General features: G+C 34.1%; 17 protein-coding genes. 7 read left to right on the plus strand and 10 right to left on the minus strand.

Features of this window, described 5'->3' with window-relative positions:
- Positions 1-16 precede the first annotated feature (16 nt).
- Positions 17-1,387, minus strand: a complete 1,371-nt coding sequence (locus CSC80_RS03505; RefSeq protein ID WP_099189789.1) for a c-type cytochrome — start codon at positions 1,385-1,387, stop codon at positions 17-19.
- A gap of 232 nt (positions 1,388-1,619) precedes the next feature.
- Here CSC80_RS03505 and CSC80_RS03510 point away from each other — a divergent pair, with 232 nt between their 5' ends.
- The gene (locus tag CSC80_RS03510) at positions 1,620-1,991 is read left to right on the plus strand and encodes an SPOR domain-containing protein (RefSeq protein WP_058103952.1); all 372 of its coding nucleotides are present in this window, start codon (positions 1,620-1,622) and stop codon (positions 1,989-1,991) included.
- A 57-nt stretch (positions 1,992-2,048) separates the two neighbouring features.
- Here CSC80_RS03510 and infB read toward each other — a convergent pair whose 3' ends face one another.
- The 4 genes from infB to CSC80_RS03530 all read right to left on the minus strand — a co-directional run bounded on the left by infB (position 2,049) and on the right by CSC80_RS03530 (position 9,101).
- Positions 2,049-4,874: a translation initiation factor IF-2 gene (infB, locus tag CSC80_RS03515; RefSeq protein ID WP_099189791.1), complete on the minus strand. Its 2,826-nt coding sequence runs from the start codon at positions 4,872-4,874 to the stop codon at positions 2,049-2,051.
- Between the two features lie 42 nt (positions 4,875-4,916).
- Positions 4,917-6,149 (minus strand): transcription termination factor NusA, encoded by a 1,233-nt coding sequence (gene nusA / locus CSC80_RS03520; RefSeq protein ID WP_058103954.1) that lies wholly within the window; start codon positions 6,147-6,149, stop codon positions 4,917-4,919.
- Positions 6,150-6,161: 12 nt separating this feature from the next.
- The gene (gene rimP / locus CSC80_RS03525; protein WP_071341249.1) at positions 6,162-6,623 is read right to left on the minus strand and encodes a ribosome assembly cofactor RimP; all 462 of its coding nucleotides are present in this window, start codon (positions 6,621-6,623) and stop codon (positions 6,162-6,164) included.
- Between the two features lie 114 nt (positions 6,624-6,737).
- Entirely contained in the window at positions 6,738-9,101 is a 2,364-nt protein-coding gene (locus tag CSC80_RS03530; protein WP_099189793.1) for a TonB-dependent receptor plug domain-containing protein, read from the minus strand.
- Between the two features lie 131 nt (positions 9,102-9,232).
- On the opposite strand from CSC80_RS03530, the gene CSC80_RS03535 reads away from it, so the two are divergent.
- Positions 9,233-10,558, plus strand: coding sequence for a cation:proton antiporter (locus CSC80_RS03535; protein WP_099189795.1), 1,326 nt, complete (start codon positions 9,233-9,235; stop codon positions 10,556-10,558).
- A gap of 24 nt (positions 10,559-10,582) precedes the next feature.
- Here the strand turns inward: CSC80_RS03535 and CSC80_RS03540 are convergent, their stop codons facing one another.
- Positions 10,583-10,915, minus strand: coding sequence for a hypothetical protein (locus CSC80_RS03540; RefSeq protein WP_058103957.1), 333 nt, complete (start codon positions 10,913-10,915; stop codon positions 10,583-10,585).
- Positions 10,916-11,338: 423 nt separating this feature from the next.
- Here CSC80_RS03540 and CSC80_RS03545 point away from each other — a divergent pair, with 423 nt between their 5' ends.
- From CSC80_RS03545 to CSC80_RS03565, 5 genes are all read left to right on the plus strand, one after another.
- Positions 11,339-12,604, plus strand: coding sequence for a site-specific integrase (locus CSC80_RS03545; RefSeq protein WP_099189797.1), 1,266 nt, complete (start codon positions 11,339-11,341; stop codon positions 12,602-12,604).
- Between the two features lie 45 nt (positions 12,605-12,649).
- Positions 12,650-13,450: a hypothetical protein gene (locus CSC80_RS03550; protein WP_099189799.1), complete on the plus strand. Its 801-nt coding sequence runs from the start codon at positions 12,650-12,652 to the stop codon at positions 13,448-13,450.
- A gap of 69 nt (positions 13,451-13,519) precedes the next feature.
- Entirely contained in the window at positions 13,520-13,795 is a 276-nt protein-coding gene (locus CSC80_RS03555) for a helix-turn-helix domain-containing protein (RefSeq protein WP_099189801.1), read from the plus strand.
- A gap of 212 nt (positions 13,796-14,007) precedes the next feature.
- A complete protein-coding gene (locus tag CSC80_RS03560; RefSeq protein WP_099189803.1) occupies positions 14,008-14,523 on the plus strand; it encodes a hypothetical protein in 516 nt (171 codons plus the stop codon).
- Entirely contained in the window at positions 14,513-15,694 is a 1,182-nt protein-coding gene (locus CSC80_RS03565) for a VapE domain-containing protein (RefSeq protein ID WP_099189805.1), read from the plus strand. Before CSC80_RS03560 ends, CSC80_RS03565 begins: the two co-directional genes overlap by 11 nt.
- Positions 15,695-16,072: 378 nt before the next feature.
- On the opposite strand, the gene CSC80_RS03570 is transcribed toward CSC80_RS03565, so the two are convergent.
- The 4 genes from CSC80_RS03570 to CSC80_RS03585 form a co-directional block, all read right to left on the minus strand.
- Positions 16,073-16,519 (minus strand): hypothetical protein, encoded by a 447-nt coding sequence (locus CSC80_RS03570; protein ID WP_099189807.1) that lies wholly within the window; start codon positions 16,517-16,519, stop codon positions 16,073-16,075.
- Positions 16,520-16,541: 22 nt separating this feature from the next.
- Positions 16,542-17,270, minus strand: a complete 729-nt coding sequence (locus CSC80_RS03575; RefSeq protein ID WP_099189809.1) for a hypothetical protein — start codon at positions 17,268-17,270, stop codon at positions 16,542-16,544.
- Positions 17,271-17,275: 5 nt separating this feature from the next.
- The gene (locus CSC80_RS03580; protein ID WP_099189811.1) at positions 17,276-18,178 is read right to left on the minus strand and encodes a DUF5655 domain-containing protein; all 903 of its coding nucleotides are present in this window, start codon (positions 18,176-18,178) and stop codon (positions 17,276-17,278) included.
- Positions 18,179-18,317: 139 nt separating this feature from the next.
- On the minus strand, positions 18,318-18,926 hold the full coding sequence (locus CSC80_RS03585; protein ID WP_099189813.1) for a hypothetical protein: 609 nt from the start codon (positions 18,924-18,926) through the stop codon (positions 18,318-18,320).
- Positions 18,927-18,988: the final 62 nt, after the last annotated feature.

An 18,988-nucleotide genomic window follows, 5' to 3' on the forward strand; every position in this document is an offset into this window, starting at 1 on the left:
GCTTCTTAAATTATTATTAATAGTGACACTTACCACATTCCAGACCACCTAATTGTGCTGCTGTCAAATTCTCAACACCGTACTTTTTAGAAAGTTCTGCGTGAATTTTCTCGTAGTACTCATTGCCCTCAACCTTTACATTGGTCTCTCTATGACAATCTATACACCATCCCATAGTTAATGGAGCATATTGGTACATAATTTCCATTTCCTCTACCGGACCATGACAAGTTTGACACTCTACACCAGCAACCGATACGTGCTGAGAGTGATTAAAGTAAGCGAAATCAGGTAAGTTATGAATACGAACCCACTCTACCGGCTGGCTTTCACCTGTATACTTTTGGTTTGTTTCATCCCAACCAACAGCTTTATACAATTTCTTAATCTCACCAGTATAAAACTCATTAGTATACCCATTAGCCAAATCATCTTGAGATGGACCCTCTGGATTACCCGTATACTCATATATAGATTTATGACAATTCATACAAACATTCAAAGAAGGAATACCTGATGTTTTTGAAACCCTTGCAGAAGAGTGACAATACTTACACTCTATCTTATTATCACTAGCATGAATTTTATGAGAATAGTGAATAGGCTGAATAGGCGCATAACCCTGATCAACACCAACCTGCATCATCCAACCATAAGCAAAATACGCACTACCCAAAAGCAAGATTATTGCCGTTACCAAAACCAAAAATTGATTTTGAGCAAAAGCCTTCCAAATTGGAGTTCTTTTAGCAGCCGCTTCTTTTTCAACCACAATGCCGTTCGCCTGAGCAATTCGTTGCAATGTCTTGTTTACCAACAACAACATTATAACCAACAAACCAAAAACAAGCACCAGCGCCCCAAGAATAATTTCATTGGAAACACCAGAAGCATCACCTGAACCAGCAGATGCAGTTTCTGCACCTCCGGCAGCAGCAGCTGGAGCAGCCGGTGGTGGCGCAGCGGTATACGCCAAAATATTATCTATATCACTATTTGTCAATGTGGGAAAAGCGGTCATTGCAGCTTGGTTGTACTCAGCATATACTTTATTAGCATAAGCATCACCTGACTTAATTACACCTGGGCTATTCTTAATCCAAGCATACAACCACTCCCTATCTAAACCTTCATCTTCAGCCAATCTGCTTTCCACATCTTGCAATGCAGGACCTGTCATCTTACGATTTAACGCATGACAAGCAGCACAATTCTGATTAAACAAAGCTTTACCCTTTTTAGCGTCTCCGCCACCTGCGGTTTCAGTAGTCGCAGATTCAGCAGCAGCTTCATCCTGCGCTATTGACGGACTTGCAAAAAACAAAAATGCAATTAGGGATAATCCTAAAATTTTAGAAAACTGATTTCGGTTCGGAACCTTTTTCATATATCGAATATTTCTATCGGAATCTTGGCATGATTTTGGTCATAGATGAAACCAAATTAAAATCCACCAAATGCCTAAATCGGAGACAAAAATACGACATAGACTTTATTTGAAAAATGTTAATGTATCTATAATTTATAATTTAGAAATATTCTAAATAAACAATGATTTATTTGTTTGAACCTTAATAAATTACTTTTGCACAGAAGGAAAATAAAACTTTAAAAAGATTATGAAAACACTAAGTACCCTCGTAATTTTTGCATGTATAACTCAATTTACTTACGCACAGGGTGCAAAAGTAACCATACAGCAAGACCAAAAGATAGACCAACTTCTAGAGGTTTATAAAACATCTTTAAGCAACAATGAGTACTATAGAATACAAGTAGGTTTTGGCAATTACGCCAAAGCGAAAGAAATAAAAGCTAATGTTGAGGAGGACTTTCCTGAATTGGTGTCAAAAATAGATTTTGACTCACCAACCTATCGGGTTAGGGTTGGGAGGTTTACTTCTAAATTGGATGCAGAAAGAAAGTTCAACGAAGTAAGAGTCAAGTATCCTAATGCAATGTTATTAAAACCAAAAAAATCGACCAAATAGGTCGATTTTTTTTTTGCCTTATCTTAAAAGAGCAAAACTAATTCCTTAAACAAATTCTTATTTAGATTTTAGTTTCTTCTTCACCGCAACTTCCTGGAACGCTTCAACAATATCACCTTCAATAATATCATTATAGTTCTTTATCTGAAGTCCACAGTCATATCCTTTTGCAACTTCTCTAACATCATCCTTAAATCGTTTTAAAGAAGCCAACGTACCAGTATAGATTACCACACCATCACGTATTAATCTAATATTAGAGTTTCTAAAGATTTTACCACTTGTTACCATACAACCTGCAATAGTACCTACCTTAGAAATCTTAAAGGTTTCTCTAATCTCAGCTGTACCAGAAATTTCTTCTTTCATTTCAGGTGACAACATACCTTCCATTGCATCTTTAAGGTCATTGATCGCAGAGTAAATAATAGAGTACATACGGATATCTATCTCCTCTTTCTCAGCAATTGCTTTTGCATTACCCATTGGTCTTACGTTAAAACCAATAATAACCGCATCAGAAGCCGAAGCCAATAACACATCAGATTCAGTAATAGGACCTACGGCCTTATGTATAATATTTACCTGAATTTCATCTGTAGACAATTTCTGGAAAGAATCTGTAAGTGCTTCAACAGAACCATCAACATCACCTTTAAGTATAATGTTAAGCTCTTTGAAATCACCTAGTGCAATTCTACGTCCAATTTCATCTAACGTTATGTGACGTTGTGTTCTAACAGATTGTTCACGTTGTAATTGAGATCTTCTAGATGCAATTTGTTTTGCTTCACGCTCATCTTCCAATACGTAGAATTTATCACCTGCTTGAGATGCACCATCTAAACCTAAAATTGAAATTGGAGTAGACGGACCTGCCGCTTTAATATTGTTACCCCTTTCATCTTGCATTGCCTTGATCTTACCACTTGTGGTACCGGCCAATACATAATCTCCAATTTTAAGAGTACCCGACTGAACCAATACTGTAGACACATAACCCTTTCCTTTATCAAGGAATGCCTCAACAACCGTACCGGTAGCAAGCTTATCTGGGTTAGCTTTAAGCTCTAACAACTCGGCCTCCAACAATACCTTCTCCAATAATTCTTTTACCCCTAAACCTGTTTTGGCAGAAATATCATGAGATTGAATTTTACCACCCCAATCTTCTACCAATAAATTCATTTGGGCCAAACCTTCCTTAATCTTATCTGGATTAGAAGTTGGCTTATCTATTTTGTTTATAGCAAAAACAATAGGAACACCTGCTGCTTGCGCATGACTAATAGCCTCCTTGGTCTGTGGCATAATGTCATCATCTGCCGCAACCACAATAATTGCTATATCGGTAACTTGTGCACCTCTAGCACGCATAGCGGTAAACGCTTCGTGACCAGGAGTATCCAAAAATGCAATACGCTCACCGTTCTCTAAGGTTACCCCATATGCACCAATGTGCTGGGTAATACCACCACTTTCCCCGGCAATAACATTTTCCTTACGGATATAATCCAATAAAGATGTTTTACCGTGATCAACGTGACCCATTACAGTAACGATAGGAGCCCTATGTTCCAAATCTTCCGGAGCATCTTTCTCTTCTACGATACTTTCTTCTATATCCGCAGTAACAAAATCTACTTCATACCCAAATTCTTCAGCTACGATAGATAATGTTTCAGCATCTAAACGCTGATTCATGGTTACCATTATACCAAGAGACATACAAGCCGAGATTATCTCGGTAGTAGAAACCCCCATCATGGTAGCCACCTCACTAGCGGTAACGAACTCGGTTACCTTAAGAATTTTGTTCTCTAATTCTTGTTTTTCAAGATCCTTCTCCGTTTGCTCACGGTGCTGATCTCTTTTACTTCTTCTATACTTAGCACCTTTACCCTTTTTAGACTTACCTTGAAGTTTCTCTAGGGTTTCACGTACTTGCTTTTGAACATCTTCTTCAGTAGGCTCAACTTTTGCCACAGGAGCAAACCTTCCTCTACCTTTGTTTCTGTCACCAGAGCCACTGTTTCTATTTTGACCAGGCCCAGAAGTATTCTTAGTTACAATTCTTCTTCTACGCTTTTTACGGTCAGTATTAGATTTGTCTGCAGCTTTTTTATCTTCTTTCTTCTTCTTAGGCTTCTCAAACTTACTAAGGTCAATTTTTTCGCCTGCAATTTTAGGACCTGATAATTTTTGATATTGGGTCTCTATTGTTTTTGGTGTATCATCTTCTGGAGCAGATTCTGCTTCAGTAGTTTTAACCTCCTCTTTCTTAGGCGCTTCCTTTTTTGGCTGTTCGGCTTTAGGCGTCTCAACTTTAGGACTTTCTTTCTTATCCTCTGTTTTTTGAACAGGTTGAGAAACTATTTTGGGTCCTTGCAGAACCACTTTTCTAGTTTCTTTAACCTCTACCTTTGGTGCAGCTTTTTCTTCAACCTTAGGAGCAACTTTCTCCTCAGCTTTAGGAGTTTCCTTCACCGGCTCTTCCTCTACTTTTTTCTTAGGATTCAAGTCAATTTTACCAACCATTTTAGGTCCGGCCAATTCAACTTTACCAACCAAAGTTTTGTCTTCAGCTTCAGAATTTCTTCGCTCACGGGCCAAGCGACGATCTTCCTGTTCTTTTTCCAATTGAACTCGAATTGCCTCCTTTTCCTTACGTTTTTCCTCTCCAACTTCCTTAGATGCAACTTTTTTACTCTTATCCGTCTGGAACTCGTCAAGTAAAACCTGATAAACATCATCGGAAATTTTAGTGGTAGGCCTCGCTTCCACATCATGTCCTTTCCCATTAAGAAAGTCCACCGCCCTATCCAAGGAAATATTAAGTTCACGAAGAACTTTATTAAGCCTTATTTTTGCATTGTCTGCCATAAATACTGATTCCCGTTCTTTTATTTAAGTGCTAATATATAGCTAATCTTCTAATTCTTCTTTTAGGATACGCACAACTTCTAAAATTGTTTCCTCTTCTAAATCCGTACGTTTCACCAAATCGTCTACATCTTGCTCTAAGACGCTACGGGCTGTATCAAATCCAATTTTCTTGAATTCCTCTATAATCCATGCATCGATTTCATCAGAGAACTCTGTTAACTCAACATCTTCCTCTACACCTTCACGGAATACATCTATTTCATAACCAGTCAATTGACCGGCCAATCTAATATTATGCCCCCCTCTACCAATTGCTTTAGAAACCTCTTCTGGCTTAAGATAAACTTGAGCCGTCATTTTCTCATCGTTCAATTTTACAGAAGATACTCTTGCAGGGCTTAATGCCCTTGTCACCAATAACTGTGGATTGGCCGTCCAATTGATAACATCGATATTCTCATTGCCCAATTCACGAACTATTCCATGAATTCTTGAACCTTTCATACCAACACAGGCACCTACTGGATCAATACGGTCATCATAAGAATCCACAGCAACTTTAGCTTTCTCTCCAGGTATTCTAACCGCTTTCTTAACCGTGATCAAACCATCAAAAACTTCTGGTATTTCCTGGAAAAACAATTGCTCCAAGAACTTAGGAGAACTTCTTGACATTATGATAGTAGGCTTGGCACCTTTTAATTCTACACTTTCAATAACACCTCTAACATTATCCCCTTTTCTAAAAAAGTCCGAAGGAATTTGTCTATCCTTTGGAAGTATAATCTCATTACCTTCATCATCAAGCAAAATTATTGCCTTATGACGAATATGATGAACCTCTGCAGTATAAATCTCACCTTCTAAATCTTTAAAGTGCTTGTAAATCGTTGTATTATCGTGCTCATGAATTTTAGATATCAAATTTTGACGCAATGCCAAAATAGCTCTTCTACCCAAGTCAATTAACTTTACTTCTTCAGAAACATCTTCACCAACTTCAAAATCAGGCTCTATTTTACGAGCAGCGGACAATGAAATTTCCTCATTCGGCTCTTCAACCTCACCATCATTAACAACGATACGGTTTCTCCAAATCTCCAAATCACCTTTATCTGGGTTAATAATGATATCAAAGTTATCATCTGAACCAAACTTCTTTTTCAGCGCATTTCTAAAAACATCTTCCAAAATGGCCATCAATGTTACCCTGTCTATGAACTTATCGTCCTTAAACTCTGAGAAAGATTCAATTAACGCAATATTTTCCATTGGTAATTACAATTAAAATTTTAATACAACTTTTGCTTTAATAATATCTGAAAAATTTACTTCTTCTTTTTTCTGAACGGTCACTTTACCTTTACCTATTGGCTTAGGCTCCCTAGCTTTCCACTCCAACACAATAGATTCATCATTAACGGCAGTTAAATTGCCTTCAAATTTATCATCGTTGGTACGAACTTCCAGCTTACGTCCAATATTTTTTAAATATTGACGAGGCATAACCAAAGGTGCAGCCGCTCCAGCAGAGGCAACCTCTAAAGAAAAATCATGTTCATCACGGTCTAAATTATGTTCAATAGCCCTACTTATCTTAATACAATCACTGACCGTAACCCCATGGTCACCGTCTATTACCACATGAATGCTATTATCTGCACCCATTGTAAAATCGATTAAAAACAGGGAGGGATCTTCTTGAAGACCTTGTTCCAATAATTCTTTTACTTTTTCCTTTAGCATAAATAATAAGTAATAAAAGAGGGGACTAATTGTCCCCTCATGAATACTTTTATATCCTTTCAGCATTGCAAATATAATAAATTTTAAGATTAATGTCCTAATTTTCAATTACAATCATTCAACAATTTCAATAGTCCTCTCTAATCTCAAAGGATACCCATTTTCATCAAGTCCCTGTAGCACTATAGAATATTCGCCCATTCTGTTGCTCGCCCTAATTTCTAATACCGAATCCTTATCAATTTCCAAATTAGGAGCCCAATACACCAAGTTTTTCTTTGGGTCATTTATCCGAGACCTAGAGCTCACATAATCTTCAAACTTTTTGGTTTTTGAAAAGCCGGGTATTGTTGCATTTACCCAATTTATAGACTCTATTGGACTAGAGGCGTGTTTTTGTCCTCTTTTGGTATAGAAAGCAATTACGCCATTACCTCCTCTAGCGCCAAAAGCCGCAGCTCTTCCGCCTTTAATTACATCGACAAACATTACCTCTTCAGCCAATAATTGCTTTGCAGCTTGAGCAGACGTAGGCACCCCATTAATTAGAAATAGTGGCGACACGGATTCATTAATACTACCCACCCCCCTAATAAAGACTTTTTGATCTGGATAAATTCCAGTAATATTAACACCTGGTGTTTGTATCAACAGATCCAAAGCACTTACCGCTCCGTAATTATGTTTTAAAGAATCGGCCACAACGCGGTTACTATAGTTAAAATAAGGAGTCAATTTACCATATTCTCTATCCCTAACCAATTCGTCAAACATTACATCAGACTTTACTACAACTTCATCCAATTTTGTGACCCCTTCGTTGCTGACAGCATCATCATCCTTACTTTCCTCTATCCCATGTACATCTATACTATTTTTTTGCTTATTAGAGTCTGTAAATCCACTACTGTACTTTGGCCAGTTATTAAACAATTCTATATCAACACCGTCTTTTAACATCACTTTAGAACCTATATCACTTACATGCAATAACACATTTAAAGAATCGTAAAATGAATAAGGACCAAAATCAAAATCACCACTAGAATTTGCAATTTTACTTTCTTGAAACGGAATACCTCCGTTAACCGTTAACGATATTTTTGATTTTGGTATCTCTACATTTCCCTTTAAGGCAATATTACCCGATACCATTATTCCAAGTTCCGGCTTATACCGAAAATCATCTACCTCAAATTGATTTATCTGATCCCAATCAACAATACCTTTTTCATCCACGATCATCATCGCATCTATTGCCTCTCTACGTTCCTGATCGCTCAATAGGTGGTGTTTTTGGCTTAATGAAGCGTCCGCCAAAGTCTGCCGCACTCTATCTTTTAGTACAACGGATAAAGAAAAATTATCTTTTAAATAATCAGAACCATTAACGCGCAAACGAATTGGTTCCCCAACTCGATAAACATCTTTTTCAACTTCTAAATTCACAAAGAATGCCTCACTAAACAGATTCAAAGAGCGTTGACATTTAGCTTCGCCAATTTGATTGAAAAGAGAAAAAGAAACTACACCATTACCTAAATCCTCTTTGTTAATTTTTAAAAATTTAGCCGCATCACCACTTTGATTACCTAATTCATATGTTGATAATGGAATTTCTCCTTTATGAACTAAGAGCACACAACCTTTTAAATTATTTTCTTCCAGACCAGTCACTCCTACCACTATAGAACCACCTCTCTCTTTTACATTTAGGGAATACCCCTGAGCCTCAACCCTAGGTAATGGTTTTTCATAAATCTCTATACCTGTATCTATTCTTAACCTATAGTTTTCACCAACAACTGGAGTAAAATAAGCTTTACCATAACCAGGAGAAATCAATTCAAAATCAGTTACCACATTATCTCTACTGTCCAAAATAACACCCTTCTCCCCAAGCCTTTCACCTTTGCTATTTAAGGCTTTGACTCCAACAGCAGCATTTACCCCACTAACAAGCACACCCCCTTCAGGCACAACAGAAATAATTGGAGCACTCATAACATTTCCAGCCTCTAAAAAATCATCTTCAACAACAATAGGTTTTATAATTGCTCTAGGATTATTATTATTAAGCATCAACTTAGTAAACGCTCTTAAATAATATTTACCAGAATTCCATTTATTGGTAATAGCTACATCACCATAAGAACCATTATCCAAAACATTAAGTTTTCTTTTCTCAACTATACTTCCTGCTTCATTTAATACCTCTACATAAACTACACCACTATTTGGCTTTTCTAAATTAGCTAATCCGTTAGTTAAAAAGACACGAAACCAAATTGTTTCACCTTTTTGATAATAATCTTTATCTGTGTAGACTATTGTACGTTCGCTAGCTAGATGACTGTAATAATTTAGCTTCTTAATTATCTCAATAATATTATTTTGAACCGAAGGGCTTGTAGGTTGAGGAATAAAACCGAACAATATAAAACTTGCAACAAAAACCGAAAGTAATATTTTTTTCATTATTAGGAATTATTTTAGAATAAGTAAGACTTTTCTTTAAAAATAAAAAAAAAAGACATCAAGTATTACATAAAAAAACCAAAATTAACATACTCTCTAAATTTTTATCTTTGACATTCAATATTGTACACATGGAAGCATTTACCACTTACGATTTTATTATCTCAGCATCCTTAATTGTAGTATTATCATTCTTTTTTAACGGAATTTCCAAGAAAACGAACATACCAGCGGTATTAATGCTCATTGTATTAGGCATACTTATTAAAATAACGCTTGAATTTTTCATTCCTGAAATACCAGACTTTAAAGGCTCTTTAGAAATTTTAGGTACTGTGGGCCTCATTATGATAGTGCTTGAGGCAGCTTTAGAACTAGAACTGAAAAGAGAAAAGTTATGGCCCATAATTAAATCTATGGCCGTTGCATTAATTGGCTTAGTGGGTTCTGCATATGTAGCAGCATTGATTTTACACCAATTTACACCGAACATGACCATGCAATCCGCATGGCTTTACGCAACCCCTTTATCCATATTATCCAGCGCCATAATTATTCCGAGCGTAGGCGGATTAGCTGAAGAAAAAAAGGAATTTCACATCTATGAAAGCACATTTTCTGATATAATGGGCATAATGATGTTCTATTTTTTAACCGGTAAATTAAACCCCGCAGAAGATACAGGCGTCTCGGGTTTTACCCTAAACCTAGTTCTTACCATAGTTATTGCCCTAGTAGCCAGTTACACCATAATATTGGTATTCCAAAAAATTAAAAGTCAAGCTAAACTATTCCTTCTCATAGCGGTACTTCTTTTACTATACGCCATCGGTAAAAAAATGCATTTGTCTTCTTTAATAATCATCCTCGTTTTTGGACTCATCGTAAAGAATGTAAACTTATTTTTTCCTGGTAAGACCAAAATTTTCTTGGAGTCTGAACGAATGCAACAAATATATCACGAGCTGCATATAGTAACATTGGAAACTGCTTTTGTAGTACGGACTTTCTTCTTTGTTATATTTGGAATCACCATTGTGCTTGCATCTCTGTTAAGTATCAATGTCGCAATTGTTAGCCTACTCATTATCGCATCTATCTACGCCATACGTTTTCTGGTTTTAATGATATTTGTAGGGAAGGATATGCTACCACAATTATTTATTGCTCCAAGAGGCCTTATAACAGTTCTTCTATTTTATGCCATACCTAGCGAAGCTCAAATTGAAGGGTTTGAATCTGGCATATTGCTGTTCGTGATTATTGCAACAAGTTTAGTAATGACTTGGGCAATGATAAAGGACAAAAGAAAAATGGGCACTTTACTAGACGAAATAGATGAAGAAATTACTGAAAGAAATTTAACAGAAGATGCTATAAGGGCTTCTGAAGCCATCGCACCTACCGAAAGTGAAGGAGAAAACCCCCAGACGGACATATTTGAAAATAACCGTTAAATCTTAAAACACAAGCCCCGCTTCTTATTGAGGTCCAAAAGAAGCATGTTGTTCTTGGTGTTCACCGTAAGCTTGTGGTTCGGTATTTTCTAAACTATCCACCTCTTTACGAAAACGAAGTATCATTAAAGTATCTAATTCTTGATCAATGCTATCTTTTAGCACTCGCCAGTTACTAGAGTTCATTTTATTATTATACTCCATGATTTTATTGAACCGCTCTAAGTTATAACGATTGGCCTTCCAGGCATGAGCAGTACTTTCTTCATGTTTTACATCTTGCAAATAGAATCCTATTCCAAATCCAAGCACAACAACGACCAATAATATCTTTAAAACTTTTGGAGAGAGTTTCATAAGGTTAAGTTCTTTAGGGTACTAAAGTATGTAATAACAACACCGAAATGGTTTCTTTTCCGATGAATTTGTAACGTTATTAGATTAAATGTACAAAAATACTGACACACTGTTAACCATTTCTTCACATTAGGGCACCTAAATTGTATCATTTGCCAAATTTTGCACAAATTTACCACTAGAGAAATGACAAAGGTCATAAAAACAAAAAATCCTAACATCAATTGACATTAGGACTTTATTTGTTCTCTTAGTTGGCCCACAAGGTTCAATGATATCTTTACTCAAATTTATCAAATATATAAAAACACCCTACAAACATTACTATTTAGCAAATAGCACAAGACTACAATATCAAGTTAAATAAAGTAAAATGAGGTTAAATAAAGTATTTGTACGTACATTTGAACGTACAATATTATTATGGCAACAATTTCATTTAAAATCAGAAAAGGTAAGACACAAGGCAGTTCTATATATTTAATTTTTAGCTACGGCAGAAAAAAAGAGCTGAGATACTCCACAGGGTATGCAGTTAAAAACATTAAGAACTGGAATCATGACAAGCAGCAAGTCAAAAACGTTTTAGAGGAACCAAATGCGTCTAAGATAAATGAAAAACTCAGAGACATCCATACATTCTTTGAAAACCGGTACGAAGAACTAACATTATCTCAAGCGGAAATTACAAATGATGTTCTTAGACACGAGTTAGATATTTTTCTAGGAAAAAAAATAAGCAAAATCACATCAAGCACATATAAAAATTTATTAGTGTGCTATAAATGGTATTACGAACATTATGAAAAATACCCAATACCATCAACAAAAAAGCCGCTATCTGCAGGCACAATTAAATCATATAAATCAGCTTTTAAAGTTTTAGAAGAATTCAACAAAATAGGATACCCTATTACCTACGATAAAATCACCATGGATTTTTATTATGATTTTATAAGCTACTTGGAAGGAAGAAACTTTTCCAATAATTATATATCAAATCATATAAAAATGCTTAAGACAATAATGAATTACGCCTGGGAACAAAAGTTTCACAATAATGTAATATTTAAGTCAAAAGCATTTACCAAGATTTCAGAAGATGTCGATAGCATTTATCTTAACGAAAACGAACTAAAAGCAATTTGTAAACTCGAATTAAAAGGCAGAAGGGATAATGCTAGAGATCTCTTTATAATAGCTGCATATACAGGATTAAGAGTTAGTGACTTTACTAGGTTGACCAAAGACAACATAATGCAAGATGGAGACATTAAATACATCGAAATAAAAACAAAAAAAACAGGCAAAACAGTGGTAATACCAATTAACTCAATAGTTCAAAAAATTCTAAACAAAAGAGACGGTAATCCACCACCAAAAATGCCTGAGCAAAATATAAATATGTTATTAAAAGAAATTGGAGAAGATGCCAAGATAAATGAAAAAGTAAGAATTGAAAAAACTAAAGGCGGTAAGAAAACTATAGAGGAGAAAGATAAGTTTGATTTAATTACAAATCACACCGCAAGAAGGTCCTTTTGCACAAATGCATATAAAGCAGGCATGGCTACCTATGATATAATGGCTATTTCAGGTCATACTTCCGAAAAAACTTTTTACCGATATATACAGATTAGCCAATTAGATGCTTTAAGGAAGACAGCTAAACACAAGTTCTTTAATTAAGTATAAAGCTAACACAAATTAAACCAAAAACAATATATTCTCAAATTGAAAAACACACATAATTTACAACAGTTAGAAGACGAATTCTGGTATTTAGTTAAAGAACACTACAGACTAATAGCGGATCAAGCTATTCTTAAAGAAATAAAAGAAACTTCCATAAAACTTAATGATTTATTCAAACAACTATATTTTCAACCAGGAGTAGTTAAATCACATTACTGGCAACATTGTTCTCTTCAAACATATAAAGCTCATTACGAACTGAATTTAGAAAATTACTTATCTAATCATGTTGATCATGATGAAATTGATTTTTTAAAAAAAGAATACTTCACCATATGTAGTTTAACAGACCTACATCCCGATATATTTGGATTCAGCAATCTTGATTTTTTAGCTTTAGATATTAGAAGTACTGAACAAAAACATCAATTTATTGTTAAAAAGCTGAAGTCAAACAATCTTATACCGTTTAAAGTTGATGAAATCTTTGAAGATGAAAACGGAGATAAAGAAGTTAATACTATAACAAAATGGAGAGAACTTCAAATTCAATATGATTCGCCTTCAGAAACTAACAATAAAAGCAATTTTCCAACCGTATATCAAAAAGTTTTAATTTTAGATTTAATGGGTGCATTTGAAAGACTACCTCTAAACCATCTTGGCAAACCTAACCAATCAGTAGCTGCTGAATTACTATCGTTAATAACTGGACACGATTCCAGTAATTTCAGAAAGCATTTAGCTACACTAGAAAAAAAGCGGTCTCAATTAAGACCAAAACAAATCGCTGATCAAGAAGAAACTCTTAAAAAACTAAAAGAGTTGGGGTGGGATTAGGGGTCACCTCAATTACTAAAACCTTATCCTTCTTAATTATAATTGCATCGTAATCTTAAATACAATGCAATGAAATCTAACGTAGTACAACTTCACAACATCAGTCCAGAAGAATTTAAAAACGAAATTCTTCTAGGTGTCCAAGAAAAGCTAAATCAATTTCAACAAAATCTTGAATCAAAAAAATCTCCAACATATTTAACAAGAAAGGAGGTAGCAAAATTATTAGGAGTCTCTTTGGTTACTATACACGAATGGTGCAAAAAAGATATCCTCAAACCAAAAAGAATAGGTACTAGAGTAAGATTCTCCACTAAAGACATCCAAGAAATTTTAGAAAATTAATAAAAGGGATAGTTGGCGCTATCCCTCCTAAACTTTAAATATTTTTCCATGAAATATTCAAAACAAATATACCCAAAAAATGGGTTCTATGAAAACCCTGACTTGCGTTCTAGCCAGTCTAAATCTTTAAAACACCTCCTAACTAAGTTTATGTCAGACTTGAGTCTAAAGAACATGATTTTTCACAATATTCATTCTAAAAATTAATCACTATGAGTATAGATAACGCTATAAAAAGAATTATCTGGAGGTTTGAAAAATTTGATAAAATAATAGTAAACAACAATGACATAGATGCTTTAAATGCAGTTGTCGGGTACATTAATAACCTTCAAACTCAGAAGCCAGATATTCATCCACATTTTTCAAAACTCTATGTTTCTACCTTAAAAAATTTCACCGATAAATACGACATCAACCTGGATAACCAATTGATAAATATTAAAATCAAAAACTTACTAAATACTCCATTGAACTTTTTAATTGAGGATTTTACTTCACAAATGAATTCTCGGCTCCAATATAAACTTATAGAATTAGCTGAATATGGGTTAAGCATTCATCCTGTAAGTCAATGTAGGGCATCAAAGCAACTTGCTGTAACCAGGTTAGATGAATTATTAAAACATGAAGGCAACAAAAAAATCTTCAATGGAAAAAGTTGGACTTCACAAGAAGTTGAGTCCGGTATTAATAGACAAATAAACACTTTTTTATATGGCATATAAAACAATTAAAAAAAAGGACTTAAACGAACCATCAGGAACTACTATTTTTCATCAAGTAGAAAATTATTTGAACCAGAATTATGATTTACGTAGAAATACAATATCATTAGATATAGAAATATCAAAAAAAGAGAAAACCGCTTTTACTGTTTGCAACGAAGATAGCTTATATCTAGAATTGAGAAAAGCAAATATTCCCGTATCTATGAGTAATCTTATTTCAATTTTAAAAAGTGAGTTTATACCAAATTTCAATCCGTTAAAATCATATTTTAATTCTCTTAAACCTTGGACAGGTGAGATTGACTATATAGCGCAATATGCCAATTACATAAAATTAGCTCCAGAAGAAAATCAAGAACAATTTATATATCACTTTAAGAAATGGTGCGTGAGAGCGGTAAAATGTGCTACAATTGATGGTTACTTCAATAAACAAGCGTTCATTCTTACAGACGATGGTAAAGGGCAAAATATGGGAAAATCAACATGGTGTAGAAATCTTTGTCCTGAAGCTTTAAAAAATTACATAGCCGAGGACATGGGAGGATCCGATAAAGACTCTAGACTACTTCTATGCAAAAACTTTTTAATCAACCTTGATGAATTGGCTGCACTTGCCCGCAAAGAAATCAATCAATTAAAGTCTCAACTTTCTAAAGATAAAATAAATGAACGCCTACCCTACGACAGAAAAAATTCTATTTTACATAGGGTTGCGTCATTTATTGGATCTACAAATAAATCTACCTTTTTGCAAGATGAAACAGGTAGTGTAAGGTGGCTGTGTTTTGTTGTTGAATCAATTAACTATGCTTATAGCAAAGAGTTCAATATGGATAATCTATGGAGTCAAGCACATGCTTTGTCCCAAGACAAAACATTTGACGAAAGAATAACCCCAGATGATATTTTACGTAATGAATTTCGAAATAAAAAATTCCAAGATTTAACTGCCGAGCATGAAATGTTAATTAAATTTTTCAAAAAACCTGACACTATCAAGTCAGGCGAGTTTATGACTTCTACCGACATTGTCAACTACCTAATGGGCTACACTAAATTGAATCTAAGACCTGTTAATATGGGCAAAGCACTTGCTCAAGAAAATTACTTGAAAAAGAAGACAGGTGGTTCAACATTATATCATGTTGAAAAATCATACAACTAAAAGCACCCTCCCTACCCTCCTCTGAAAACTAAAGGAGGGTAGGGAGGGTAAATAAAAGAATAAAGTGTTTTATACCAAAAGGGTAGGCGATTGGGTAGAAAATGGTTGACTAGGGCAGAAAAACACTTAGTCAGGGTAGGTAATGGGGTAGAACATGGTTGGTTAAGGTTGATAAAATAGCATATCAGGGTAGGCTAAGCAAAATATTAAAATAGATATCCTATAAAAAAAATAAAATTCCGCAAGTTTCATATCGTGTAAAAGAATAATAACACTCAACCTCTAACTAACAGAATCAACCATTATTTTAAACCTAATACCATAAAATTGCATTTCAAGATTTTATTTATTTAAATGTATTACGGCAAGTAACAAAATCTAACTATGCCACTTAGGTTTACACCCATTTTCAAGTAAATATTTTTCTAATAACTCTCCCTCTACATCACTCGGAAAATCTTTAAACATTTGGTCATACGTGACCCACCATTTAACTTCTATTGATTGAATACCACAACTTTTCATTTGTAACGGAAAAGCTGTTCTTCGCTTTATTCTTTTACTTTCTCCAAACCTATTAGGATGGTAACCATTTACAAGCCTATCATAGAGACCACCTTGGCGTACAATAATCTCTCCATCAACACCACGTCTGCCACTAATACCTATGTATATTAAATTCTTAGTTTTTGAAGTGCCTTCATATATCAAATAAATACCAGCAAAGTCTCTTGGAGCATTACATACTTTTGCAAAATTATCCTCAACGGTAAAAATGAAACTTCCTTTTCTTCTATATTTATTTAATGATTCTTCGTATTTCATAAAGGAATATAATTTTACTTAACTAATCATCATTTTCAGAATTGTACTTTTCAATAAAGCCTGTGTATTGCTCAGTAAAATTATCACGCAATTTCACAATTAACTCACTAAAGCCTTTATCCCCTGAAATTTCTAAAACTTCCGCTTTTAATTCATCCAGTGCCTCCTCTGAAATTCTATAATCATATGGTGATGGTTCATTATTTGCTAAAAAATCCTTCTCAATTCTTAAGACAACACTATCTATTACATTTTTAATTGACAAAATAAAGTCCTTGTTTTTGCTAATTTCATTTTTCACTAAATCCTTAAAATCAAATTCTAAAAATGCATTGACATCTTTATTCCCTCTGAAATTTTCATATCTGGATCTGCTATGGGTAATTATGTTATAGTATGAGTTATAATCCCTACTTCCCATAGCACTGGGTTTGAACGAGAAGCAATCATCTATTTCTTTGGCAACATTTAAAATGTCAGCAAAATAAATTGTTTCGAAAATACATCCTGAAATTAAGCTTATTAATGAGTAAGACATAAACGAAGGATCTTCAGGTATCAGAGCGTATTTTTTTGTAGGCAGCATCTTTACATAACCTGACCATGATGTATAGCTATCACTTCTTTTGTTGTGTTCCACTACTATTTCATTTACACAATAATCAGGATGATGTTTAGGCTTATGAACATCTATAACAAAATGCCCCATTTCATGCCATACAATTCTTTCAATATCATTACGGAGACTCATAATTATTAACTATTGTTGTATGAGCTTTCTATTAGCAATTTAATACTATCCAGATCTTCCAAAGTTTTAATTATTACCTCAGTGTCACCTGTACCGTAATGACCTATATTAGCGACATCACGTATATTCCGCCTAGGCTCTTGAATCTCGGTATAATCTAGTTTTAGATAGACAACTATTTCCTTTTTTTTCGTTTTTATTTCAATACAAGCAAAATTCTTTATTCTAGAAAAGGCGTGGTAATACTTCAGCTCCTTTTTTTGCACATCATCTCCTAAAGAGAATAGATAATCCTCTAGTTCTTGATAAAGTGCTAGCAAATCATCTGAAGCAGCGTTTATAGCGTCATCCATATCCCTATATTTAATAGGTATTAGGCTAGCACTACGTCCAGCTTCTTGCTTTTGAGAAGTACCTGCTAATTCGAAAATAATACTGTTACCATCAAAAACCCTATATCTAATAAGCTCTATATTTCTATTTATCTGACCTATTGCGTAATCATCGTAACGGGTGAAGTCTTTAGCAATACATAATAATCTTGGATTAGTCCAATCCACTTCTTTACCGCTAGGTAATGCATTTTTTTTCATGCATAGTAACTCAAAATTTGCTTGATGGTCCATTAACCAATCTAAGTAAAACAAACCTTGATTAATTACATTCTCCTTACTATCCAATTTATATTCTATAATAACCGGACAATAATTTTCGTCAATGCCTAAACTATCAATTCTGCCTTTGTGCTTATTACCTGTGGAATATTCAGATGCCAAAAAATGAATACCAAAAAACGTATCTAGATTTCGCTCACATAGTGATTGAATTTGTCGTTCAAATTTAAAATCAACAGGAGTCTTAGATGAAGCCACCCCGTCCTTAATACTGTATAATTTGATATCTGCCATATTTATTTACAAATAGGTATTCCTTAAACAAAAATCATCATTGCTATTCTCAATACTTAAATCAATCTTTCTCTGTAGTTTTCAAACTCATTAAAATTTATCTTATACTAATCAATGAGAGAAAAAATAAGTTTCTTTCTTAACCACTACAAGATAATTTATACCTTAGTTTCCCTTTATATTTTACATTTACCCGCTTTTCCGGCTCAGCGAAAACATAATGCACTTCTTCATTATATAATTTCAATTCTTCATTCGGACCAATAATACCATTTACATATTTTCCATCGTAAATATATCCAGTGATTTTCTTATGCTCATATTTTTCACCTCGCGCTTCTTGTAAAAGTTTCTTATTAAGATCTGATTGACTCATATCGTAGACTAATGTAGAAATATGAATCGGGGAGCTGCTCTTATTCAAAATATAACAATAATCACTATCCAATTTCATTTTTAAATTAGCACTCTCTTTGGGAAACACAAGAACCTGGGCTACATAAGAATCACAACCATTTATTACGTAAACATTGGGTACGTAATAAACATAAAAAATAAAAGCAGAAGGTATATATAGCAGAAAAATGTAAAATAACAAATCACTTATATTATTTTCTATAGTAGGGTCATACTTTGGTGTTTTTTTTATAAAAACATTCATTATTTCAGTAAAATAAATACTGAATATTGATATCAAAAAACCAATAATTACTAATAAAAAAATAAATAAAAACTTACCTAAAATCATTTACAATAAATTTATTTCAAACAAAATACATTCGTAAAAACCCTTATATATCATCAAGCTTT

The sequence above is a fragment of the Maribacter sp. 6B07 genome (assembly GCF_002700155.1).
GTDB classification, from domain to species: Bacteria; Bacteroidota; Bacteroidia; order Flavobacteriales; family Flavobacteriaceae; genus Maribacter; species Maribacter dokdonensis.